The 22,379-nt window shown below is 65.0% G+C and carries 23 protein-coding genes; 10 read left to right on the top strand and 13 right to left on the bottom strand.

All coding sequences use genetic code 11. The annotated features are described in order from the left end of the window. Position 1 precedes the first annotated feature (1 nt). Positions 2–1,321, top strand: coding sequence for an HlyD family type I secretion periplasmic adaptor subunit (locus tag NKI05_RS13900; RefSeq protein WP_023814687.1), 1,320 nt, complete (start codon positions 2–4; stop codon positions 1,319–1,321). On the opposite strand, the gene NKI05_RS13905 is transcribed toward NKI05_RS13900, so the two are convergent. The 3 genes from NKI05_RS13905 to NKI05_RS13915 all read right to left on the bottom strand — a co-directional run bounded on the left by NKI05_RS13905 (position 1,308) and on the right by NKI05_RS13915 (position 2,964). Next, complete coding sequence (locus NKI05_RS13905) at positions 1,308–1,622, bottom strand: type II toxin-antitoxin system RelE/ParE family toxin (protein WP_023814686.1); 315 nt, start codon at positions 1,620–1,622, stop codon at positions 1,308–1,310. The genes NKI05_RS13900 and NKI05_RS13905 overlap by 14 nt on opposite strands. Continuing rightward, a complete protein-coding gene (locus tag NKI05_RS13910) occupies positions 1,619–1,900 on the bottom strand; it encodes a type II toxin-antitoxin system ParD family antitoxin (protein ID WP_023669694.1) in 282 nt (93 codons plus the stop codon). The genes NKI05_RS13905 and NKI05_RS13910 overlap by 4 nt, the downstream gene beginning before the upstream one ends. Before the next feature lie 68 nt (positions 1,901–1,968). Then, a complete protein-coding gene (locus NKI05_RS13915; RefSeq protein ID WP_023814685.1) occupies positions 1,969–2,964 on the bottom strand; it encodes a GlxA family transcriptional regulator in 996 nt (331 codons plus the stop codon). 235 nt (positions 2,965–3,199) lie between these two features. Between NKI05_RS13915 and NKI05_RS13920 the strand changes: the two genes are divergently transcribed. From NKI05_RS13920 to NKI05_RS13940, 5 genes are all read left to right on the top strand, one after another. Next, positions 3,200–3,619, top strand: coding sequence for a hypothetical protein (locus NKI05_RS13920; RefSeq protein ID WP_023683109.1), 420 nt, complete (start codon positions 3,200–3,202; stop codon positions 3,617–3,619). A 28-nt stretch (positions 3,620–3,647) separates the two neighbouring features. Then, positions 3,648–4,796: an amidohydrolase gene (locus NKI05_RS13925; protein ID WP_023814683.1), complete on the top strand. Its 1,149-nt coding sequence runs from the start codon at positions 3,648–3,650 to the stop codon at positions 4,794–4,796. An 88-nt stretch (positions 4,797–4,884) separates the two neighbouring features. After that, positions 4,885–5,244: a hypothetical protein gene (locus tag NKI05_RS13930; RefSeq protein ID WP_352792463.1), complete on the top strand. Its 360-nt coding sequence runs from the start codon at positions 4,885–4,887 to the stop codon at positions 5,242–5,244. A 105-nt stretch (positions 5,245–5,349) separates the two neighbouring features. Continuing rightward, entirely contained in the window at positions 5,350–6,225 is an 876-nt protein-coding gene (locus NKI05_RS13935; RefSeq protein ID WP_023686531.1) for an alpha-1,2-fucosyltransferase, read from the top strand. After that, entirely contained in the window at positions 6,222–7,136 is a 915-nt protein-coding gene (locus NKI05_RS13940) for a glycosyltransferase family protein (RefSeq protein WP_023733568.1), read from the top strand. Before NKI05_RS13935 ends, NKI05_RS13940 begins: the two co-directional genes overlap by 4 nt. On the opposite strand, the gene NKI05_RS13945 is transcribed toward NKI05_RS13940, so the two are convergent. Continuing rightward, on the bottom strand, positions 7,120–8,331 hold the full coding sequence (locus tag NKI05_RS13945; RefSeq protein WP_023814681.1) for a cytochrome P450: 1,212 nt from the start codon (positions 8,329–8,331) through the stop codon (positions 7,120–7,122). The genes NKI05_RS13940 and NKI05_RS13945 overlap by 17 nt on opposite strands. A 13-nt stretch (positions 8,332–8,344) precedes the next feature. Continuing rightward, a complete protein-coding gene (locus NKI05_RS13950; protein ID WP_031202403.1) occupies positions 8,345–9,013 on the bottom strand; it encodes a GNAT family N-acetyltransferase in 669 nt (222 codons plus the stop codon). Between the two features lie 198 nt (positions 9,014–9,211). On the opposite strand from NKI05_RS13950, the gene NKI05_RS13955 reads away from it, so the two are divergent. Together NKI05_RS13955 and NKI05_RS13960 are read left to right on the top strand one after the other, a co-directional pair. Next, positions 9,212–10,204 (top strand): hypothetical protein, encoded by a 993-nt coding sequence (locus NKI05_RS13955; protein WP_023814680.1) that lies wholly within the window; start codon positions 9,212–9,214, stop codon positions 10,202–10,204. Positions 10,205–10,364: 160 nt separating this feature from the next. Next, positions 10,365–10,805 carry a lipid-binding SYLF domain-containing protein gene (locus NKI05_RS13960; RefSeq protein WP_023814679.1) on the top strand — a complete coding sequence of 147 codons (441 nt, stop codon included), beginning with the start codon at positions 10,365–10,367 and terminating at the stop codon, positions 10,803–10,805. 292 nt (positions 10,806–11,097) lie between these two features. Here NKI05_RS13960 and NKI05_RS13965 read toward each other — a convergent pair whose 3' ends face one another. The 8 genes from NKI05_RS13965 to NKI05_RS14000 form a co-directional block, all read right to left on the bottom strand. Then, complete coding sequence (locus tag NKI05_RS13965) at positions 11,098–12,078, bottom strand: ABC transporter permease (RefSeq protein WP_023814678.1); 981 nt, start codon at positions 12,076–12,078, stop codon at positions 11,098–11,100. A gap of 241 nt (positions 12,079–12,319) precedes the next feature. Next, on the bottom strand, positions 12,320–13,291 hold the full coding sequence (locus NKI05_RS13970; RefSeq protein WP_023669686.1) for an ABC transporter permease: 972 nt from the start codon (positions 13,289–13,291) through the stop codon (positions 12,320–12,322). Then, complete coding sequence (locus NKI05_RS13975) at positions 13,288–14,838, bottom strand: sugar ABC transporter ATP-binding protein (RefSeq protein WP_023714099.1); 1,551 nt, start codon at positions 14,836–14,838, stop codon at positions 13,288–13,290. Before NKI05_RS13975 ends, NKI05_RS13970 begins: the two co-directional genes overlap by 4 nt. A gap of 266 nt (positions 14,839–15,104) precedes the next feature. Further along, complete coding sequence (locus tag NKI05_RS13980) at positions 15,105–16,139, bottom strand: ABC transporter substrate-binding protein (RefSeq protein ID WP_023704174.1); 1,035 nt, start codon at positions 16,137–16,139, stop codon at positions 15,105–15,107. A 78-nt stretch (positions 16,140–16,217) separates the two neighbouring features. After that, on the bottom strand, positions 16,218–17,132 hold the full coding sequence (locus tag NKI05_RS13985) for a sugar phosphate isomerase/epimerase family protein (protein ID WP_352538984.1): 915 nt from the start codon (positions 17,130–17,132) through the stop codon (positions 16,218–16,220). Between the two features lie 22 nt (positions 17,133–17,154). After that, complete coding sequence (locus NKI05_RS13990) at positions 17,155–18,690, bottom strand: mannitol dehydrogenase family protein (protein ID WP_023814676.1); 1,536 nt, start codon at positions 18,688–18,690, stop codon at positions 17,155–17,157. Further along, on the bottom strand, positions 18,687–19,469 hold the full coding sequence (locus NKI05_RS13995; protein WP_023814675.1) for an SDR family oxidoreductase: 783 nt from the start codon (positions 19,467–19,469) through the stop codon (positions 18,687–18,689). The genes NKI05_RS13990 and NKI05_RS13995 overlap by 4 nt, the downstream gene beginning before the upstream one ends. Positions 19,470–19,548: 79 nt before the next feature. Then, positions 19,549–20,436, bottom strand: a complete 888-nt coding sequence (locus NKI05_RS14000) for a MurR/RpiR family transcriptional regulator (RefSeq protein WP_023710855.1) — start codon at positions 20,434–20,436, stop codon at positions 19,549–19,551. Between the two features lie 86 nt (positions 20,437–20,522). Here NKI05_RS14000 and NKI05_RS14005 point away from each other — a divergent pair, with 86 nt between their 5' ends. Together NKI05_RS14005 and NKI05_RS14010 are read left to right on the top strand one after the other, a co-directional pair. Then, a complete protein-coding gene (locus NKI05_RS14005; RefSeq protein WP_023814674.1) occupies positions 20,523–21,707 on the top strand; it encodes a Gfo/Idh/MocA family protein in 1,185 nt (394 codons plus the stop codon). A 408-nt stretch (positions 21,708–22,115) separates the two neighbouring features. Further along, the gene (locus NKI05_RS14010; RefSeq protein WP_023683121.1) at positions 22,116–22,367 is read left to right on the top strand and encodes a hypothetical protein; all 252 of its coding nucleotides are present in this window, start codon (positions 22,116–22,118) and stop codon (positions 22,365–22,367) included. The last annotated feature ends 12 nt before the right edge of the window (positions 22,368–22,379 follow it).

Here is a 22,379-nt window from a genome sequence, read left to right on the forward strand (position 1 = left end):
GATGATGCAGCAGAGCCTCGCCTTCGAAGGTCGACCGCGCACCGACTTCCGCCGCATGGCCGTCGTCGGCTACGTGGCCATAGCGCTCTTCGTCGGCTGCTTCGGCTATTGGGCGGCGAACGCGCCGCTCTCCGGCGCGGTGATCACCTCCGGCACGATCTCGGCGACGGGCGGCAACATCCTCATCCAGCACCCCGAGGGCGGCATCATCGAGCAGTTGCTGGTGCATGAAGGCGACCGCGTGCAACAAGGCGAACCGCTGGTCCTGCTCGACCGCAGGGCGGCCGAGACCGACCTCAACCGGCTGACCAGACAGACGATCGCGCTCAGGGCAAGTGCCGCGCGACTTGAGGCCGAGCGCGACGGATCGGACAGGCTGGCGCCGATCGCCGAAGCAGCACCCGCGCCGTTCCAGCGCGATTTCGACAATCTGGTGCACGAACAGCAGAAGGAGTTCGAGGCCAGGCTCGCCCGGTTCCGCTCCGAGCAGTCGATCCTGGCGCAGCGCGTCGCCATGCATCGTGAGTCGGCGCTGGGACTGGAGGCGCAGAAACTCGCCATCCAGCAACAGGCCGAGATCGTGAAGAAGGAACTCGGCATCAAGACCGGCCTGCTCGACAAGGGTCTCACCAACCGCAGCGAATATTCGCAGCTTCTGCGCAGCGAGGCCGATCTGGTCGGCCAGGCCGGCGCGCTGGAGGCGGATATCGCAGCGACCAAGACGCAGATCGTCGAAGCCCAGGCGCAGGTCGAGCGCGCGACCACGCAGCGCGTCGAGGACGCGCTGACCAAGCTCGACGAGGTTCGCACCAGCCTGGCCGACATCGGCGAACAGATCACCGCAGCCGAGGCGGTGCTGGGGCGCACGACGATCAAGGCGCCGGCAGCCGGCATCGTGGTATCCTCGATCTACAACTCCAAAGGCAGCGTGATTGCGCCGGGGCAGAAGATTATGGAGATCCTGCCGACCGCGTCGGGCCTCATCGTCGACGCGAAGCTGCGACCGAAAGACGTGGACCTGGTTCGCGTCGGCCAGCCGGCGAAGCTCAGGCTGTCCGCCCTGAACGCGCGCCTCACCCCTGAGGTCCCGGCTACGGTGACGCAAATTTCCGCCGACCGGCTGATCGATGAAACCACGCATGAGGCGTATTTCCGCGCCAGGCTGAAGATCACCGACACGCTGCCGCAGGGCGTGAAAGCCGAGCAGCTTTACCCGGGAACGCCGGTCGAGGCGTTTATCAGCACCGGCGACCGAACCTTCCTCGAATATCTGGCGCGGCCGATTCTGGACTCGTTCGCGCGGGCGTTCACGGAGCGATAGGCGCCAACTCGTCCTCCCAGTTGACGCCGCCGTAGAACACCCTGAGAATCACCACCTGGTTGCCTTCTACGGTGAAGGCCACAGTCAGGCGGCGCTCGAAGCCATCGATGCGAAGCCCCGGCCGCACATCATCCCTTAGGGTTCCGCGTTCCGAGGCATAGTCGAGACCCAGGCAAAATCGCTCGATCCGCTCGATGTATCGAAGGGCGGTGAGGTTGCCGGATGCGTGAGCGACCGTATCGTATATCCATAACAGGTCCGTCTGGGCTTCCGGCAAAAGGACAACATGCCGGCGCTTCACACGTTCCCCTTGAGGCGAGCTGCGTGATGTGCGCGGATGCTGTCAAAAGACTTGTCGGCCGGGATGGCCTGGGAGGGGTCTGCCTTCCACCTATCATAGGTCGGCGCGACCTCCTCACGCAGCCAGCGCTCCACGGCGGCGTCGCGTTCCTGCAATGCGCGAAGACCGGCGCGGATCACTTCACTGCTGGTCGCGTATGTGCCGGACCGAACGAGCTGGTCGATGAAAGCAGCCTGCTCGGCCGGCAGGCTGAAGGTGCGTTTTTCGGTGGCGGACATCGATCCCTCCTATCAGGTTGGTATGATATTATCATACCAACGGCGAGATCGCACGCCCCAATATAGGCTTAGGGACCGCTCCCCTTGCCGTCGGCAAAGACACCGGACATTCGGTTCGGATGCCTGAGATGGGTCGGCGTGATACCGGTCTGATGGCGGAAGACACGGCTGAAATGGCCGGCATTGGGAAAACCGCAGCGGTAGGCGATGTCGCCGATTGCCAAGTCGCTCCCCTCCAGCAGCGACTTGGCCTGATGTACGCGCAGCGCAAGATAGGCGGCCATCGGGCCGATGCCGAGCTCGGCGCAGAACAGCCGCTCAAGCTGGCGCCGGGATAAATGCAACCGGCCCGCGATCTCGGCGACCGACAGCGTCTCCTGGAGATTGCTTTCCATCAGAAGCAGCGCCCGTTTCACCGCTCGGCTCGACGCGGCCGGAAAGAGATCGCCGACGGGCTGCACATCCAGGCTCGAGCGGATGCGGTCGAGCACGAGGATCTTGGCGGCTTTTTCCGCAGCCTTGCGGCCGATGAACTGCGACACGAAATGGCCGGCAAGGTCGGCCGCACCCGTGCCTCCGGCGCAGGTCGAGCGGCCCCTATCGACGGAAAACAGGCTGTCGGCATGGGCGTTCACATCAGGGAATTGGCTGCGGAAATCCTTGATGTGAAACCAGCTGACGGCAGCACTGTAGCCATCGAGCAGACCGTAGCGCGCGAGCACGAAGCTGCCGGTGCAGAGTGCCGTCAGCGGCACGCCCTTTTCGGCCGCCCGCAACAGGAAGACCTCCTTTTCGGAGCTGAGGCTGCGGTTGGTGTCGAGCAGGCCACCGACCACGACGACATTGTCGAACTCCTGCGGATTGCCGATCGCCTTGGTCGGCAGCAACTCGACACCGCAACTCGCCCGGATCGGCAGGCCACGCTCGCCGACGATCTCCCAGTCGAACTCGATCCGGCGGCTGCGGTCGCCTTCATCGCCGGCCAGCCGCAGCGTGTCGATGAACAGCGACAGCGGCGACAGCGTGAAGTCGCGAACCAAGAGAAACGCAAACCGCCTGGCCATTGTTGCTCCGAAACCGTTCCTTCGGGTGGATGGAGCCTAGTTGCTGAAGATTGGCACGGACTCGAGCACCATGCCCCTCAGGATTGGCCGCCAGATGTCGGAGATGAGATTGACGACCTTAGTGTGCAACCGGTCGGCCATCTCTTCTCCAATGTTTCGAGAATAGGTCCAAAAGAGCTTTGACCGATTGTTGGAGCCGAATGTAAGGATGATCTTCGGTTAGGCGGGAGGGAGCATGGGTCTCGACTTGGCGGTTTTTAAAAGCGTTTCGACCATGGAGCGGGAATTCCCCGGCTATCGCTTTCAGCGGGATCCGGAAAACGGCGAATGCGAGGTGATCCATCCCGAAGACGTGACTCTCACCTGGGACGATGTCACAACGCGTGACTGGCGTGTCGGAAACATAGCCCACATTGCGGCGCTCGGGGAGCTGATTGCCGGTCTTCTCGGCGAAGGGTCAGCGCTGGAACGGATGGTCCTCCTTTCAGCCAGCGGTGTTGGAGACGTCATCGAGGAGCCGAGCTTCGGCGAGCTTGAGCGCGAATTGCGACTGATCGAATCCAGCACCGACCCATGGGTTCGGGAATTTGCCGATGGACTAGTGGAATTGATCAGTATGGCACGGCGTGAGAAAAACCCTATCGTGTTTGTGTAACCTGCAGCACCAAAGCGGAGCCCAAGCCATGACCCTGACCAATCGCGATATCATCGAGCTGACGGCATGGCGCCGCAAGCTGCACCAGCGGCCTGAAATCTCCAACGAGGAAGAACAGACCGCCAAGGAAGTCGTCAGCTTCCTCGCCGATACAGGGCCGGACAAGGTGCTGACCGGCCTCGGCGGTCATGGCGTGGCGGCGGTCTATGACAGCGGCCAGGCGGGGCCGACGGTGCTGTTCCGCTCGGAGATCGATGCGCTGCCGATCGAGGAGCTTTCGGGCGTCGAGCATGCCTCGCAGGTGCCGGGAAAATCGCATATGTGCGGCCATGACGGCCACACCGCGATCCTGGCCGCACTCGGCCGCCAGCTCGGACGAGAACGGCCGGCGCGCGGCCGCGTCGTCTTGATGTTCCAGCCGGCGGAAGAGACCGGCAATGGCGCGGCCGGCGTCGTCGCCGATGCGCGCTTTGACGAGATCGCGCCGGATTTTGCTTTCTCCCTGCACAATCTGCCGGGCGTGCCGTTCGGCGAGGTTCGCCTCAAGCCCGGCGTGGTCAACTGCGCCTCGCGCGGCATACGCATCGTGCTGGACGGCAAAACCGCGCATTCGTCCATGCCCGAAACCGGCGTGTCGCCGATGCTGGCGGTGAGCGAGCTCATGCCGCTGCTGCCGGCGCTCGGCCGCGGCACCTTTGCCGACGATGATTTCAGCATGGTCACCGTCACCCATGCGACGATGGGCGAGGCCGTGTTCGGCATCGCGCCTGCTCACGCCGAGGTGTGGGCGACGCTGCGTACAAGGCGCGACGAGCGCATGGCGGAACTGGTCGCGGCGGCGGAAGCGTTGGCCACCAGGATAGCGGCCGAGCACCGCCTGTCCGTGCGCTGCGACTATCACGAAATCTTCGTCGCCAGCGTCAATGCGCCGGACGCGGTGGAACATCTCAACCGCGCGCTGGACGAAGAGGGCGTCGCGCGCAGCGAGGAAGCCCTGCCGATGCGCGCTTCGGAAGATTTTGGCATCTTCGGCCACAAGGCGAAGTCGGCGATGTTCTTCCTCGGCGCGGGCGAGCGCACCCCGTCATTGCACAATCCCGATTATGATTTTCCCGACGATCTGATCCCGATCGGTTCGAAGATCTTCATGCGCACGGCGCGCAACCTGCTGGGGTGAGCGGCCCTGCAAAATCCGCATCCTGAAGCTGCCTTTTTCCCGCTGGAATCGTCTTGTAGTCGCCTCCTACATTAGGAGGGGCTTGCGGATGAGAATTGCAATGGTCGTCGCGTTGACTGCGACAATGGCAGGGTGCGTATCGTCTCCGGTCCAGTATGGAGCCTCGCTCTCGACCCAAGACCCGAAATGGGCGACGCCGGAATGCCAGCAGGCCCGCACCGATGCCATGAATTACGAAGCGCGCGAGAGGGAGCATCCGGGATGGGCCGCCGGCGTCGTGCTGGGGCCCTACAGCATGGGCCTCGTGGCGGCCATCAAGGAGAACGAGCAGAAGCGGCGAAGGCTGCTCGCACGCGAGGTGCATTTGCAGTGCTCAAGCCTGCCCTTGCCGAGGGATCTGGACTTCGATCCAAAGATCTACGCGCCAAAGCCGACGCATTACCCCTGAGGGTGGCTTGCCGGCGGCGATCATGATGCGCCCTTGGCGTCAGAGGCCAGTCGACCGGCCCGCGCAGCTCGGGTAACAATGACCGTCTTTGGCGAAAGGGGTCCAATGCGGCAAGTGCCCATCGTGATGCAGCCGTTTGGCGGCATGGCGAACAAGATGTTCCAGTACATGTTTTGCCATGTGCTGGCGAAGCGTATCCCCGGTGGCTATGTCTGCGACGCCGACCTGCCGGAATGGTCCATTGCCAGGGTGCGGCCGCCTTTGTTGTGGAAATACCGGCTGCTTCGGGTCGACGGCTATCACCGCTACGACCTCGACGGGATCATAGCCGCGTTCCGCGACAGGCGGGCGCGGAGCATCCGCTTCAAGGGCTTCGCGCAGCGGCTGGGTTATTATGACCGGGACGAGGTCTCCGGGCTGTTCGACGGGCGTGCCGTCGCAGCGCCGACCCATGGCGACGATTTTCTCGTCATCCATGTGCGGGCCGGCGACATCCTCGACGGCTTCCACCGCAACTATTGCCCGATGCCATTCGGCTTCTTCGAGACGCTCATCAAGGATAGCGGCCGCAAGCCGGTCTTCGTCGGCCAGACCCATGACGACAACGATTATTGCCGGCGCCTGCGTCAGCGTTTTCCCGATGCTGTCTTCGCGCCGAAGGCGTCGCCATTGACCGATTTCGAGACGCTGCGCCGGGCGAGCCATCTCGTCACGGGGGTGAGCAGCTTCTCCTGGCTGGCCGGTTGGTTGTCTTCGGCGCGGACGATCCATCTGCCGGTGGCCGGCATATTCGACCGGTGCATCAGGCCGGATATCGACCTGCTGCCCCTTGACGACCCACGCTATCGGTTCCACCAGTTCGACATGGGCGACTGGACGGGCTCTTCGGAGCAGCTTGCGGCATTTTATGGCGATGCGATCCCGTTCCGGCAGGTCGAGCCTCAAGCAGCAGCGGGTGGCGCGGGGAAAGCGTTGCGATGAGAATTCCGTTTTCCGTCAACAGGCCGGTGATCTGCGCGATCATGAAGCTGGAGCAGCCCTATGTGATCGAGTGGGTCGCCTGGCACAAGCTGCATGGCTTCGACCTGATGATCGCCGACAACTGCAGCGCCGGACCGCAGACGGCGGTGCTCCAGGCGTTGCGCGATGCCGGCTGGATTCGGCTGGTCGACTGGCGACACGACACGGTGCTGCCGCAGCGGCGGGCCTATTCCTATCTTTACTGGCAGGCATTGCTCCACGGCTATCGCTATCTGGGCTTCATGGACGCCGACGAGTTCCTCGAGCCGCTCGACGCGCCGCCCTGGAGCGGAGCCGAACTGGTCCGCTCGCTTTTTAGCCGCCCGGGCGTGCGCAGCGTCGCCTTTCGCTGGGTGAATTTCGGCAGCGACGGCAAAGAGGCCTATGACGACGAACTGGTGACGGTGCGGTTTCAAAGGCGCGGCACGCATGACGCCCCGACCGCGCGCTGGAAGAAGTCGTTTGCCCGCGTGTCCTCGGTGCTGCGCAAGGCGCTGCGGGATCCCGGGCAGTTCATGCCGCACCCGCACGGTTTCCGCATCTCGCTGCGCAGGACGCTGGTCGACGGCATGACGCTCGACAAGCACCCGGCGGCCATGCCGATGGAATGGAAGATCGGCTGGATCCGCCACTATGCCGTGAAATCGAGGCAGGAACTGGCCGACAAGCATGCCCGCGGCGGCGGCTTCACGCCGTCGAGCGAGGCGCCGTCGCTGGACGAGTACCGGGTATCGAGAGATCAGAACGATATTCTCGATCCGCTCGACGATGCGACGGTGGGCGCCTTGCGGGCAAAGGTTTCGGAAATCGTCAGGTCGCTCGACCCGGCGGTCATCCCCCAGACGCGGCCGCTTTTCACGCAGCGGGGTTGAGGATCAGCGGCGCGGTAGCCATGCCGTGAAACGACATCGAGGCGCGGCGCTCGGCATTTGCGGCATCGAGCCGCCATCCGGGCGCACGGGTGAACAGGGCTTCTATCATCGCCGCGATCTCGATACGGGCGACATGCTGCCCGAGGCAGACATGCAGGCCGGTGCCGAAGGTCATCGACATGGTTGGCGGGCGCGTGAGGTCCAGCCGGTCGCCATCGGCGAAGACGGCATCGTCGCGATTGCCGCTGCCGAGCACCGGCACGACCGCTTCGCCAGCCGCAATCCTGACGTCGCCGAGGTCGATGTCCTGCGCCGCGATGCGGGCGACGGCGTATTGCACCGAGGCGCCATGGCGCAGCAGTTCGGCCGCCGCGCTGCTCCAGTCGACAGCGCCGCGCTTGAGCAGCGCGCGCTGTTCGGGAAAGCGATCCAGCGCAACAATTGCGTTGCCGAGAGCGTCGACGACAGTCTCCTGTCCGGCAAACAGCATGAAGACGATGTTGGCCACCATGTCCTCGCGCGACCAGCGGCCTTGCGCAACCTCCCGCACCATGCCGGCAACCATTCCGTCCGGCCGGTAGGCCTGTCGAGCCAGCCGCTCCTCGACAAAAGCCTGGCATTCGCGATAGGCCTCGGCGCTTGCTGCCGGCGGCTGCGCTCTTCGCAGGTCGAATGCGCTGGCCATGCGGCGGGTCACCGATTTCAACGCCCAAGGGTCCTCGATCTCGATGCCGAGGATTTCCTGCAGCAGCCAGAAGGACACCGGCACGGCGAGCCCGGCGACGGCGTCGACGCGGCCATCCGCCAGCGCACGCTCGACCAGCTCGTGGCTCAGCGCGCGAAGACCTTGCGTCAGCGCTTCGATGGCCGGCCGTGAGAAAAAGCCAGCGACCGGCCGGCGCAAGGCGCCATGCTGAGGCGGATCGGCGAGCAGCACCGAGCGGCTGAGCAGAGCCATGGGCGCATGGTCGACGAGCTTGCGGCGGACCTCTTCATATGTACCCGGCGGCGCCTGAAGAAGAGCGGGATGCTTCAGCGCGCCCGACACCAGCTCATGGCTGAACACATAATGCGCGTCGGCCAGCTCGGGATAGGGCGCGACGCCGCGCGCAATGCCGCCGGCGGCGCGCATGCGGGCGAAATGCGGAAACGGGTCGTCGCCGAGCGCGAACGGATCGAAATGCGGAGCTGTCATGACGGCTCGAATCTCATGCCTTGAGATTCTTGGCTGAAATGACCCTGAAGCCGCCTGACGTGGCGTCCTGCGGGAAGAAGTCCGGCATGACGTAGAGGAACTCGCATCCGTAGACGCGGTAGTGCATGCGCAGCAGCGGATCGCGGATGATCTCTTCCAGCGGCGGTCTTGTGCCGGTCTGGTTCCAGCGGTCGATGGTGGCGCGGAACCGCGCATCGGCCTTGACATGATCATACTCTTCGCCCGAGGAGCCGGCATAGGACGAGCAGCGGCCATCGCCGATCAGCCAGCTGGCGCCCAGGCGGCGGCCGTGGCTCTCCATCTCCTTCAAGAGCCGCACCGCCGTGTTGGAGCCGCGATGGCTCGGCCGGACGCAGAGATTGTAGGCGTAAAGTGCGTAAACCGGCTCGCTGCGCGGCAGCGATGCATAGGCATCGAAATTCCTGGGGAAATCGGCGCGCACCAGCGGATCCTGGCTGGTCTCGGTAAAGCAGATGGTGCCAGCAAGCAGATCGCCATCGATCGCGCCGAACATGGTGTGTCCGAGTGCCAGCCGGTGGCGGATGGTCGTTTCGCTCGCCTGCAGCGGTGCGGCCCAGGCGGCAGCCTCAAGCTCCATCAGCAAAGGGATGTCTTCCAGGTCTAACCGGCGGATGGGTATCGCAACATCGTCTAAATTCATGTGTCGGCTGCCTCGACTTCTAACGCGTTGATGGCGCATGGCAGTTTCTTGCCAATGCGGTTTGCAGCTTCACGGAAACGTCAACCTGTTCTATCTCCTGTTTGACGCATGCCGGATCGAGAACCATTTCACGGCTTTCACAAGCCTGTCTAGTTATCATGGTTCCCCTTTGCAATTACATACGGACAACGGAAACGCATGATATTTTACGTCGCGCACCGGGAGCACGCCTACACGCAGGCGGTGGTGCTTCTGTATCACCGGACTGACCTGGAGGCGTGGTTCCGGCTGGTGCGCTACGAGGATGCCGGGCTGCTGCGCGGCGTTCGCGCCGGGGTGGTCATCTGGTCCGACATGGACCGGCTGACATCGGACGAATTGAGCCGCGCGGCCGGCATCAGCGCCGAACTGGCTGACAACACCGGCCTGACGCAGCTCAATCACCCGACCGCCAGCCTGCAGCGCTTCGACCTGCTGCGCCTGCTTCATGCCGACGGCAGCAACGCTTTTCGTGTGTTCAGGCCGGACGAGCTGGAAGAGGCGATACGCTATCCCGTTTTCATCCGCGACGAGACGGGCGCACTCTACAGGGAGCCGCCGCTGCTGCACAACCGGCCGGCGCTGGACGCCGCGATCGTCCGGCTGGACGGTAGCGATCTGGTGCGGCCGATGGTGGTGGAGATGATCGGCACCCCCGGAATGGACGGTTATTTCAGGAAGTACGCGGCGTTTCGGGTCGGCGATACGGTCTACGGCCAGCATTGCGCCATGTCGAAATCGTGGTTCGTCAAGAATTCGCCCGAGCAATTGCTGCCGGCGCATATCGAAGAAATCAGGACCTATATCGATACGAATCCTGACGCCAATGCGGTCATGCAGGTCTTCGAAAAAGCCCGCATGCAGTATGGCCGCATCGACTACACTTTCGTGGACGGCAGGCTTGTAGTGTTCGAGATCAACAGCAACCCCACCGTGCTCAGCGACCCGCCGACGCCGTTCGCCATCTATGACCCCAAGCCCTTTGCCGATCTTCAGGCCGACGCGCTGCTCGCGCTGCCGCAGGCTACCGAGGCGGACTCGCTGGCTGCAATCGACACCGCCCACCAGTCGGCGCTGGCCAAGTTGCGGCGCCATTACCAGATGAGGCGGTTGAAGTTAACGCTGCGAAAAGTGCTCAGGAAGAGGAAATAGCCGCCGCCTCCTCCGCAACCCGAAAGTACACCACGTCACGTTTCGTCGGATCTTGTCACAGCCTGCCTGGAACCAAATCACGGGCTAGATTGTTCAAGTTGGTTACGACGCCGACGAGCCCTGCCGGTTGGGTGAGCGGCGCACTTGAGGAGCTCCCACCATGACCATCTCGTCCAGCTTTCGTTCGCTCGCGGTTGCGGCCATCACAACTGTGTCCGTCAGCGCTGCCAGCGCCGCGCATGCCGATAGCGGCACGATCCGCTTTGCCGTCTACAAGGCGGCCTTCTTCGTCGGCGGTTCCGGCGGCGAGGGGACGCTGACCTTCCACGGCCGCTCCTATCCCATCACGATCGGCGGCGTTTCGGGCGGCTTCGCCTTCGGGGTTTCCAAGACCTATTTCCGGGGCACCGTGCGGCATATCAGAAGGGTTCGCGATGCGACCGGGGTTTACGGCGCGGCGGGTGGTGGCGGCGCGCTCGGCACGGGCGCGCAGGTGATCGTCATGACCAACGACAAGGGCGCCCAGCTCGAGCTTACCGGCCGGCAGGTGGGCCTGCAGGTGAATGCGGATCTGAGCGGGATGGCGATTTCGTTGAAGTAGGGGGCGCTCCCTCGCGTTCTCGGTGGGGTAAGCTCGTCTGGGGCGATGATAATCGCCTATGGCTGCGCCAGCCCCCTCATCCGGCCGCTTCGCGGCCACCTTCTCCCCGCTGGGGAGAAGAGGCTGGCGTTGACGCTGGCGCCGACCTCTCCCCTCGGGGAGAGGTCGGATTGCCCCGAATTGCCCTTCGCAATTCGGTTGGCAATCCGGGTGAGGGGGAACTTGCTCCCGTGCGCTTGGCCTGAACCTTGGATGGGGAAGCTTCGCCCAATGCAGCGTCGGGCGCCAGCCCCTACCGCTCCTCCACAATCCGCAAATACGCCGCCGTCACGAACAGCACGATCAGCCCGAACAAGATCCGCCGTGCCCCCTCCGGCATCTGCAGGATGGTCAGCAGTGTTGTCAGCACGGTCAGGATCAGGGCGCCGATGATGGTGCCGGTGTAGCCGCCGCGGCCGCCGAAGATGGAGGTGCCGCCGATGACGGCGGCGGCGACCGAGGGCAGCACCAGCGGTTCGGCGAGCGACAGCGAGGGGGCCTTGATCAGGCCGATATAGAGCAGGCCGGTGATGCCGGCGAGCACGCTGGAGGTGACGTAGAGCGCGGTGATGACCTGCCAGTATTGCACGCCCGACAGGCGGGTCGCGCGCTCATTGTCGCCGACGGCGTAGAGCAGGCGGCCGAAGCCGGTCCGGGCGAGCGTGAAGACGATGAGGGCGGCGAGCGGCACGAACAAAAGCAGCGCGTTGGGGAAGCCCCATGTCACGCCGGTGCCGAGCCAGGCCAGGAAGTCGGGGATTTTTGCGCCCGACGCGATCACGGTGCGCTGGTAGACCTGCAGGCAGCCGGTGCCGATCAGGCTGGTGCCCAGCGTCATGATCAGCGGGTGGACGCGGAACACACCGACGCCGATGCCGTTGACGAGGCCGATCAGCACCGCCGGCATTATCGCCAAAAGGAACGCCACCGCCGGGTCCTGGTTGACCACTTGCGTCGCCATGATGAAGGCGCTCATCGTCGCCACCGTGCCGACCGACAGGTCGATGCCGCCGGTCAGCATGGTCATGGTCTGGCATCCCGCGAGGATCGCCAGCGGGATGGCGAATTTGATGGTGTTGGCGATCCAGCGCTCGTTGACGATGCCGGGGCGCAGGACCTGCAGGATTATAACCAGGATGGCGAGCAGGACGATCAGCGGGATGAGCGGGCGATCGGCCATGAAGCGCTTTATGCGGCGGCCGAAGGGGACCGGGGTGATGGCGGTGGTGCTCATGGGGCGGCTCTTGGTGTTGTGTGCTGCGAGGATGGCGCTCTACGGCGCCCCCCTCTGGCCTGCCGGCCATCTCCCCCACTTGTGGGGAGATTGGCAGCTTCAGCGCCTCGCTCCTTTTTGCAACGTTGAAGGCTGGCGAAAGCGGCGATGACAGCTGATCTCCCCCCTCGTGGGGGAGATGTCCGGCAGGACAGAGGGGGGCGCGAAGGAACGCCGACGTCTCTCTGCGACAGCCCTCCCATCATTGCCGCCCCCGCATCGTGATAAACGCGCCGAACATCACCACCGCCACCATGATCAGCCCCTCGATGATGGCGGTGACATTCGGGTCGATGGCAAGCAGCGTCAAATCCGTGCGCACCAGGCGCAACACGAAGACGGCGACGATCGGGCCGAGCAGGCCGCCCTTGCCGCCGCCGAGCGCGACGCCGCCCAGCACCACGGCGGCGACGCTGGCGAGCAGATAGGGGCCGGGGATGGGGGCGCCGATGCCGGTGCTCATGGTCAGCGCCAGGCCGCCAAAGGCGGCGAACAGGCCGGACAGCGCATAGGCGATGATGCGAGTGCGCTTGACCGGCACGCCGGAGCGGAACGCCGCCAGTTCGCTAGAGCCGATGGCGTAGATGGAGAGGCCGAGGCGCGAGCGCCGCAGCGGTATCCAGATGACGCAGAGGCACACGATCAGCACCAGCAGCGCCTTGGGCAGCCAGGCGTCTATGGCGTCGGGCAGGCCGGGGATCGGTACGGTGCCAGAGATCAGCGCCTTCAGCCATTCGGCGATGCCGCCGCCCGGCGCGTCGAGTACCAGCAGGGCTGCACCCTGCAGCACGAACAGCATGGCCAGCGTCACGACAATGTCGGGCACGCGGGTGACGACGATGAGCAGGCCGTTGAGTGCGCCGAGCACGAAACCCATGGCCAGCACGAAGGGCACCACGAACAGCGCGTATTCCTCGCTCGCGCCATTCATCATCGACGCCGCGGTGACGCTGGTCAGCGCCATCATGGCGGCGACCGACAGGTCAATGCCGCCGGCGATGACGACGACGGTCTGCGCGGCGACTGCGAAGGCATAGGGCAGAACGGCTCGGGCGAGCGAGCCGAAATCATTGCTGCCATAGGCCGGCTGGATGATCCTGGTGGCGATGAACAGGACGATGAGCAGGGCGAACAGGCCGACGACCCAGCCTTGGCGGCGCAGGAAATGGCTCATGGCGCGGCCTCCGGCGAAGCCGAAGTGTTCGCGGTCGGATCAGCCAATATACCGATATCGGCCTTGGCGCCGCGCGGCAGGCCGTAGGCGGCGCGCATCAGCGCCGGCTCGTCGGCCTCCTCGACCGGAAAAATGTCGACGAGGCGGCCGCCGAAGATGACGATGACACGGTCGCAGACGCGCTGCACCTCTTCCAGTTCGGAGGTGTAGAACAGCACCGACTTGCCGTTGCCGGCGAGTTCGCGCAGCAGCTTGTAGATCTCCTGCTTGGTGCCGACATCGATGCCGCGCGTCGGGTCGAAGCACAGGATGGTGCGGGCATCCGCCGCGATCCAGCGGGCGATGGTCACCTTCTGCTGATTGCCCCCGGACAGGCGCTGCACTTCGCCCTGGGCGCGGGTGTCGATCTGCAGCCGCTCGATGGCGCTGAGCACGGTCGCGCGCTCGCGGCGCATGTTGATCGGCCCCCAGTTGCGCAGCGCGGCACTGAAGGGCAGGGCGATGTTTTCACGGACCGAGCGCTGCATGGCGAGCGCCTCGGAGCGGTCGCCCGGCACATAGGCAATGCCGGCGCGGATGGCGTCGATCGGGTGGGAAAATTTCACGGGCTGGCCATCGACTTCGATGGTGCCGCCGGAGGGCCGGATCGAGCCGGCAAGCGCTGCGAACAACTCGTCCTGGCCCTGGCCTTCGAGCGCGACGACGCCGGCGACTTCGCCGTCGGCGAGATCGAAGGAGACATCGCTGAGCTTGGCGCCGACGCGCAGGTTTCGCACCGAAATGCGCGGCCGGGTGGTCGCGGGCGCGGCCTTCTCGGCAGCGCTGCGGGCAGCGACATGGGTTTTGACGATGCGGGTGCCGAGCATCAGCTCGACGATCTTTTCTTCCACGCCCGGCACGATGTCGACGACGCCGACGGTCTCGCCGTCGCGCAGCACGGTGGCGCGGTCGCACAGCGCCGAGATCTCGACGAAGCGGTGCGAGATGAAGATCACGGCGCGGCCCGAATCGCCCTGGCGGCGCACCACTTCCAGCACCTTTTCGGCAAGGTTGGCGGGCAGGGCCGCCGTCATCTCGTCAAGCAGCAGCACGTCGGGCTCGACGGCGAGCGCCCGCGCCAGGTCGAGCACGCGCAGCACGGCGAGCGGGATGTCGCGCGCGGTGTCGCGCAGATCGAGGTCAAGAATGCCGAGCTCGCGCACCCAGGCGCGGAATAGCTCGACCGGCGTGCCGGTGAGCCTGAGGTTGGAGAGAACGTCGAGATCGGGGATCAGCGACGGTTCCTGGTAGACGGGCAGCAGCCCGGCGCGGCGCGCGGCGGCCGGCGAGCGAATGTCGCGCGCCTCGCCGCGGATCAGGATGCGGCCGGCGTTCGCCGGAATGGCGCCTGTCAGGATCTTCACCAGCGTCGACTTGCCGGCGCCGTTGGCGCCCATCAGCGCGTGGACCTCGCCCGGCAGCACGGAGAGCGACGCGTTGCGAAGCGCTGCAACCGCGCCGTAGTTCTTGGCGACGCCGGTGGCGTCGAGGAGGGGGCTGGTGGTCAAATCGATGTCCGCTCAGAAATTCTCTTGCTGGCACTCTACGGCGCCCCCCTCTGTCCTGCCGGACATCTCCCCCACAAGGGGGGAGATTGGCAGTTCCGGCGCCGCCCCTCGTCTTGCGACGTAGAAAATTAGCGAAAGCCGAGATGACAGCCAATCTCCCCACCTGTGGGGGAGATGTCCGGCAGGACAGAGGGGGCGCCGTAGAGCGCTAGTCTGTGTGACGAGGACGGCCGTTCGCCGTCCTCGCCAGTTCATTCAAACCAAGCTTACTCCCCCGGCCCCTTGCAGGCCACGATCTGCTCCTTCGTGTAGGTCGTCCACTCCGGGATCGAGATCGAGACCGGCCATTCCGGGCTGAGCGACGGGTCGGCGGCTGCCTTCAGCTTGGCCTTGCCTTCGTCGGTGGCGTTGTCCCACAGCTGCGGGTCGACCAGCACGGTCTGCTGCGCCGGCTTCTTGCCGTCGAGGATCTGCAGCGCGAGCGTCACGCCCGCGCCGCCGATCGAGCCGGGGTTGGTGACGGCTGCACCGACGAGACCTTTCACCGAGCTCAGCTGGCCGACGAAGCCGGCATTGTCGGCGCCGACCACCGGCACCAGCGGCGCCTGCGATTCGACCAGCGCGTCGACGATGACGTTGTCGATGCCGGAGGTCCACACACCGTTGAACGGCGTGCCGGTGGCCAGGAACGACAGCATCTGCTGCTTGGCCTGATCCTGCTGCCAGCCGGTGAAGACTTCCTGAGCCACCTTCACGCCGGGGTTTTCAGCCAGCGCCTTCTTGAAGCCTTTGTCGCGATCGCTATCGGCCGAGGCGCCGGCGGCGCCGCGCATGTAGAACACTTCGCCCTTGCCGCCCATCTGCTGGAACAGCCATTTGGCGCCGAGATAGGCATACTGTTCCTGGTTGTTGGAGATGATGTAGGCCGACGGTTCGGTCACCGCCTGGTCGACGGCAACGACGACGATGCCGGCCTTGGTGGCTTCTTCCAGGCCCGCCTTGATGCCGGCGGGATCAGCGGGGTTGACGACGATGGCGTCGACCTTGGCGCTGATCAGATTGCGGATGTCTTCGAGCTGGCCGGCGGCATCGGTGTTGCGGTGGGCGATGTTGAGCTTCGTCACTTCGCCCGAAGCCAGCGCCTGCGCCTTCATGGCGCAGACCATTTCCTCGCGCCAGCCATTGCCCTGCACGGTGTTGGAAATGCCGATCGTATATTTGGCTTCGGCCGACGACACGCCCATCGATGCCAGCAAGGCAGCGCCCGCAAGCAACGGGACCATGGTCAGTATTTTCTTCATGTCAGTACTCCTCCACATTGTTGTTTTTCGTCTCAGGGTCAGACCCTTCGGCAGGATCGGACCAAGTCATTCACCTCGTCATTTGACGAAGGGGCGCAGCACGTCGCGGGCGAGCAGGAAGCCCCGCTTCACCGCATCGTCGTTGCCTTCGAACCGCCTGTCCTCATGTTCGATGATGACCGAGCCGTCATAGCCGGCGCGGTAGAGGCCGGAGAAGAAGCCGCTCCAGTCGACATCGCCCAATCCCGGCATGCGCGGCACCTGCCAGCCTATCCCGGCGGAAAGAATCCCGCGCTCATACAAACCATCATGATCGATCATCAAATCCTTGGCGTGGACATGCAGCATGTAGGGGCCGAACTCCTTGATGAAGCGGCCCTGGTCGATCATCTGCCAGACCAGATGCGAGGGGTCGAAATTCATGCCGACCTCGCCGCCCCAGGCCTCGAGGATGCGCCGCCAGATGTAGGGCGAATAGGCGATGTTGTGCCCGCCCGGCCACTCGTCATAACTGAAGATCATCGGGCAGTTCTCGAAGGCGAGTTTTACCCCGTGGCCGCGCGCATAGGCGACGGTCTCGGGCCAGACTTTCAGCGCGTCCTGCCAGTTGACGTCGACGGTCTTCGAGGCATCGCCACCGCAGAAGGTGTTGACCACCGGCACGCCCATATTGGCGGCCAGCACGATGACCTTCTTCAGATGGCCGATGACGGCCTCGCGATGGGCAGGGTCCGGATGCAACGGGTTGGGGTAGTAGCCGAGGCCGGAGACCGTCAGCTTCTTTTCCGTCAGCGAGGCGACGATCTCCTTGGCCTGCGCGGGCGAGGTGGAGGCGGCGTCGATATGGCTGGTGCCGGCATAGCGCCGCGTCGCGCCGGAGGTCTTCGGCCAGCAGGCGATTTCCAGCGCCTCGAAGCCGGCCGAGTGCGCCCAGCCGGCGACCTCGCCAAGCGGCGTCTCCGCAAACGGTGCTGTAAGCACTCCTAGTTTCATTCTGCCTCCCTAGACCCGACGACTATAATGCCGATTGTTTGGATCGCTTCAACCTCGCGACCTCATCTTGTTCAAGACTGTGCCGGACAGCCGCCATCGGATCGTCCGACAGCAGGTCGCCCAGCGCCGATGTGACGGCCGCGCGGAACGTATCGTCGGCGGCAAGGCCGGGGTCGAATATCCCGTCGATGGCAAGGATGGCGGACACCAGCGCGCTGGCATCGGGACCCGTCGCGTCGGCGATTGCGGCGACCTTGCCGGCATAGGGATCCGACACCGGCCAGCGTCTGCCGAAACATTCCGAGGCCTGGATCAGATAGGCCATCCAGCCGGCGACCGGCACCGACAGCAGGCCGATGCTCTGGCCCATCGCAAGCCGGTCGCGGATCGGGTTGAGCAGGCGCTGGACGATCTTCTGCGAACCGTCGGTTGCGACCTGGTGGTTGCGGTGGCGGATCGCGGTGTTCTTCAGCCGGGCAAGGCTCTGCTCGACATAGGCGAGCGGCAGGATGCCCGGCACCGGCATCAGCGTCGGCACAGTCTCTTCGACCAGCATGCGCCGGATGAAGTCCGACAGCAGCGGGTCGGCCATGGCATCCGATGTGTGCTCGAGCCCGGCCAGCACGCCGAGCGTGGCGAGCGTCGTCTGGGCGCCGTTCAGCACCCGCATCTTGAGATGCTCGAACGGCGTGACATCGTCGACGAAAGTGGCTCCGACCAGGTCCCAGCGCGGCATGCGGCCGGCAAACTTTTCCTCGATCACCCACTGCCGGAACGGCTCGCCGACAGCGACAGCGCCATCGCGGTAGCCGAACCAATTTTCGACGCTGTCGAGATCGTCCTGCGTCACCGCCGGCGCAATGCGGTCGACCATGGCCGAGGGGAATGCGACGTTGGCCGCGATCCAATCGGCCAGCCCATTGCCGCGCCGTTCGGCAAAGCTGCGCACGACGTTGCCGAGGATGATGCCATTGGCCGGAATGTTGTCGCAGGACAGCAGCGTCAGCGGCCGCCCATGCGTGGCCCGGCGCTGCTCCAGCGCCCGCACCAACAGGCCGGGCACGCTGCGCGGCGTCTCGGGGTTGGCGAGGTCATGGACGATATCAGGGTGGCCGAGGTCGAGTTCGCCGCTGGACGGGATGTGGCAATAGCCTTTTTCGGTCACCGTCATCGTCACCAGCTCGATATCGGGTGAGATCAGCACGCCGAGCGCCGGTGCCGCACTCTCCTGGCTGTCGACCACCCGGACGATGCTGCCGATGACGCGCGCCTCGATGTGGCTGTTCTCGCGGATCAGCCTTGTGTAGAGCCCGCCCTGCCGTCCCAGCGTGTCGGCAAGGCTGGGCGGACGGATGTTGATGCCGACGATGCCCCAGCGGTCGAAGCGCAGCGAGATGAGATCGTCGGTGTATTCGGCCTGATGGCAGCGATGGAAAGCGCCGACGCCGAGATGCGCCATGCCGGGCGCCAGGAGCATACGGTCATAGGACGGTGTCTGGACCGAGGCCGGCAAGCGGTCGAGCAGCGCCGGCCCAAGCGTTTCGGTGGAGGCGCTCACCGGTTCGCCCCGATCACCGCCTGCTCCTGGTCGATGACCGCGCCGGTCATCGGGCCGGCGGCGTCGGACAGCAGGAAGACGGCGAGGCTGGCGATGTCGTCCGGCGTCAGCAACCGGCCGAAAGGCTGCGCGGCATTGGCCTTCTCAAGCCAGCCAGGGCCGTTGCCCAAAGTCTCCGCCTGCATGATGCGTTCGGCCGGCGTGTCCGTCCAACCGACATTGATGCCGTTGACGCGGATGCGGTCGAAACGGTGGGCGTTGGCGGCGTTCCTGGTCAGCGTCGCCAGCGCGCCCTTGGTGGCGGAATAGACGGCAAGCTCCGGCGAGCCGCAATGGGCATTGATCGACAGGATGTTGAGAATGGCGCCACCTTGGCCGCGCTGCTTCATGTCGGCAATCGCCGCCTGCATCAGGAAGAACGGCGCGCGCGCATTGACGGCAAACAGCGCCGCCCAATCGTCGAGGCTGGCGTCGAGGAAAGAGGCGCGATCGGTCAGGCCGGCGGCGTTGACCAGCGCATCGATGCGGCCGAAGCGCTCGATGCAGGCCTGCGCCAGAAGGGTGGGGGCGTCAGGATCGGCAAGGTCGGCGGCGACGAAGATGGTCGGCGTGCCCAATTGCGAAAGCTCGGCCGCCACGGCCTCGCCACGCGCCCTCTCGCGCCCGGTGACCAGCAGCCCGGCGGCACCGGAACGCGCCAGCGTCTCGGCAATGGCGCGGCCAATGCCTTGCGTCGACCCGGTGACCAGAGCCACCTTGCCGTCAAGCCGGATCTCCATTCCTCCTCCCGGGAATAAAGTTTCTATTTTTTTAAATATGGAACGGCAATTCTGGATAGTCAATTGTGCCAGCGGCGGCTCATTCGCCGCGCCGCGCCGCCACCCCATGGACCAGCGCCATGCCGACAGCGAGTGACGCCGCCAGCGAGCGGAAGCCGGCAAAGTCGGATTCCACCACTTCCAGCCAAGCGTCCGAGAGCCGAACCAGCGGGCTGAAAGTGCTGTCGGTGACGGTGACGATGCGGGCCTTGCGCTCATGCGCCACCGCGACGAGATCGGGCGTGATCGAATTGTAGGGGCTGAAGGAGACCGCAAGCACGGCGTCCCGTGCGCCGATGCAGCCGATCTGGTCGAGTGCGGAGGAGCCGACATTGTCGACCAGCACGTTGCGCACGCCTTGCTGCGACAGTGTCAGCGACAGATAGGCGGTGACCGGAAAGGCGCGCTTGGAGCCGATGACATAGATCAGCTCGGCGGCCGCCAGCAGCGTTACCATCTTGTCGAAACTCGCGACGTCGAAGCCGGCTTCGATGCGGCCAAGCGAGGCCTGCGATGCGCCGACCATGCCGTGCAGGAAATGCAGATTGGGCTCCGTCTCGGTGCGCGGTTCGCCGCGCCCTTCCGGCCATGAGCCCTTGATGTGCTCCTTGAACAGGCCCTGGAAATCGGAAAAGCCGGAATAGCCGAAGATCTGGGCAAAGCGCACCAGCGTCGAGGGCTGCACGCCGGCCTGTGCCGCAACCTGCGCGATGGTGCCGAGCGCGACGTCGCTCGGATGCTGCCACAGGAAGATTGCCACCTGGCGCAGCCGCTTGGGGAAATGCACCGTGCCCGACGACAGCACCGCGCGTAGCTCCTCATAGGTCTGCGGCTGGATGTAGCCAAGCGCGGCCAGCGAGCGTCCGCGCTTGCGCGTCGCCGCCTCGTCGGTGCTGGACCGTCCGGATGCCTTGCTTGCCCCACTCATGATTTCAGGCTAGCGCGATACGATCGTTTTACAATATGAAAATTGGAAATCGTATTCGAAAGCGGTGTGCCGGGAGGAGCTTGAAAATGGTCTACGCAACATCGGACGGATCAGCCGGCAAGCGGCTGCGGGTCGGCATGGTCGGCGGCGGCCGCAATGCCTTTATCGGCGCCGTGCATCGGCTGGCCATGCGCCTCGACGACCAGATCGTGCTGGTCGCCGGCGCGCTGTCGTCGGACCCGGAAAACGCCGCCGCGTCGGCCGCCGAGATCGGCATCGCGCCGGAGCGCAGCTATGCCGATTACCATGTCATGGCAAAGGCGGAAGCTGCTCGGCCGGACGGCATCGAGGCGGTGGTCATCGTCACGCCCAACCATCTGCACGCGCCGATCGCCACGGCCTTTCTGGAGGCCGGCATCAACGTCATCTGCGACAAGCCGCTGTCGACGACGCTGGATGAGGCCGAGGCGCTGGTGGCGCTGGCGCGGGAGAAAAAGCGTCGCTTCGTCGTCACGCTCAACAACACCGGCTACGCCATGGTCCGCCAGGCGCGCGAGATGGTGGCGGCGGGCGCGCTTGGCCGCATCGTGTCCGTGCATGGCGCCTACATCCAGGACTGGCTGACCAAGCCGATCGACGCCGAGGGCCAGAAGCAGGCGGAGTGGCGCACCGATCCGGCGCGCGCCGGGCAGTCCGCGGTGCTGGCCGATATCGGCGTGCATGCCTTCAACCTGGCAAGCTATATCTCCGGCTGTGAGGCCGAGACGGTGTCGGCGGATCTGTTCACTGCCGTGCCGGGACGCCGGCTCGACGACAATGCGCATGTGCTGGTGCGCTGGACCGGCGGGGCGCGCGGCACGATCCTCGCCAGCCAGACCTCGCCCGGCCACTACAATGATCTCTCGGTGCGCATCTATGGCGACAAAGCCGGGCTCGAATGGTCGGGCGGCCGGCCGGAAGAACTGCGCTTCTCCATCTACGGCGAGGAGACCCGCACGCTGGTGCGCGGCGGCCATGGCTCGACCACTGAGAGCCAGCGCGTGTCGCGCATGCCGGCGGCGCATCCGGAGGGATATATCGAGGCCTTCGCCAATTTCTACCGCGACGCCGCCGATATCATTCGCGCCCATCGCTCTGGTGGGGTGGTCGATCCGGCGCGTGCGGCGCAGGTGCCCGACGTTGTGGATGGCGCGCGCGGGGTGAAGTTTGTTGCTGCGGCGGTGGAGTCGAATGCGGCGGGTGGGACATGGACTTCGGCGCGGTTTGGGTGAGGGGCTGATGCGGATGTAGAGGCCAGCCGCCTAGGGCGGTCCCCCACTCCGTCTCGGCTTCGCCGATCCACCTCTCCCCCACATTCGTGGGGGAGAGGAAATCCCAAGCTTTTTGATGGGAAATGAAACCCAAGTCTTTCGATGCAGTGACTCCGGCGGTTGGCGTTTCCTCTCCCCCATGAACATGGGGGTAGAGGTGGCTCGGCGAAGCCGAGACGGAGTGGGGGACTGACGCTGCCCTAAGGGATTGACCTGCCGAAGGCGCTACCGCCGCCGCAGCAGACCTGGCAGCGGCGGGGCGCCAAGTACTCTTCGGTCGCTTTACTGGGCAAAACGCTGCTATGCATGTGTTAATCATGATATGGGTTGTTCATTGTCAGAGCATCGGCCCAGCCGTATTCGGTAACAATGCGCAACTTGTCTCTCTTCCTTGCTGCCAGCCTCGGCTGCCTCGTTCTCTCGGCGGTTTCCTTCGGCGCTCCGCAAGGCCTGCTCGTCACCCTGTTCCCGGACAGCAATGCAGCGAAGGTGGCGCAGTGCAGAAGCCTACTCAAAATCCGTTTCGACACGGGCGAATGGCCGGACAAGGGCGCGGCTGACTACATGCGCTATGACGAGTGCTACTATCTGATCTGTGGCGGAACCAGGCCGAGCGCTTGAAGGCTTGGTGCA

This window comes from Mesorhizobium sp. M0771 (assembly GCF_040320155.1).
Taxonomy (GTDB): Bacteria; Pseudomonadota; Alphaproteobacteria; order Rhizobiales; family Rhizobiaceae; genus Mesorhizobium.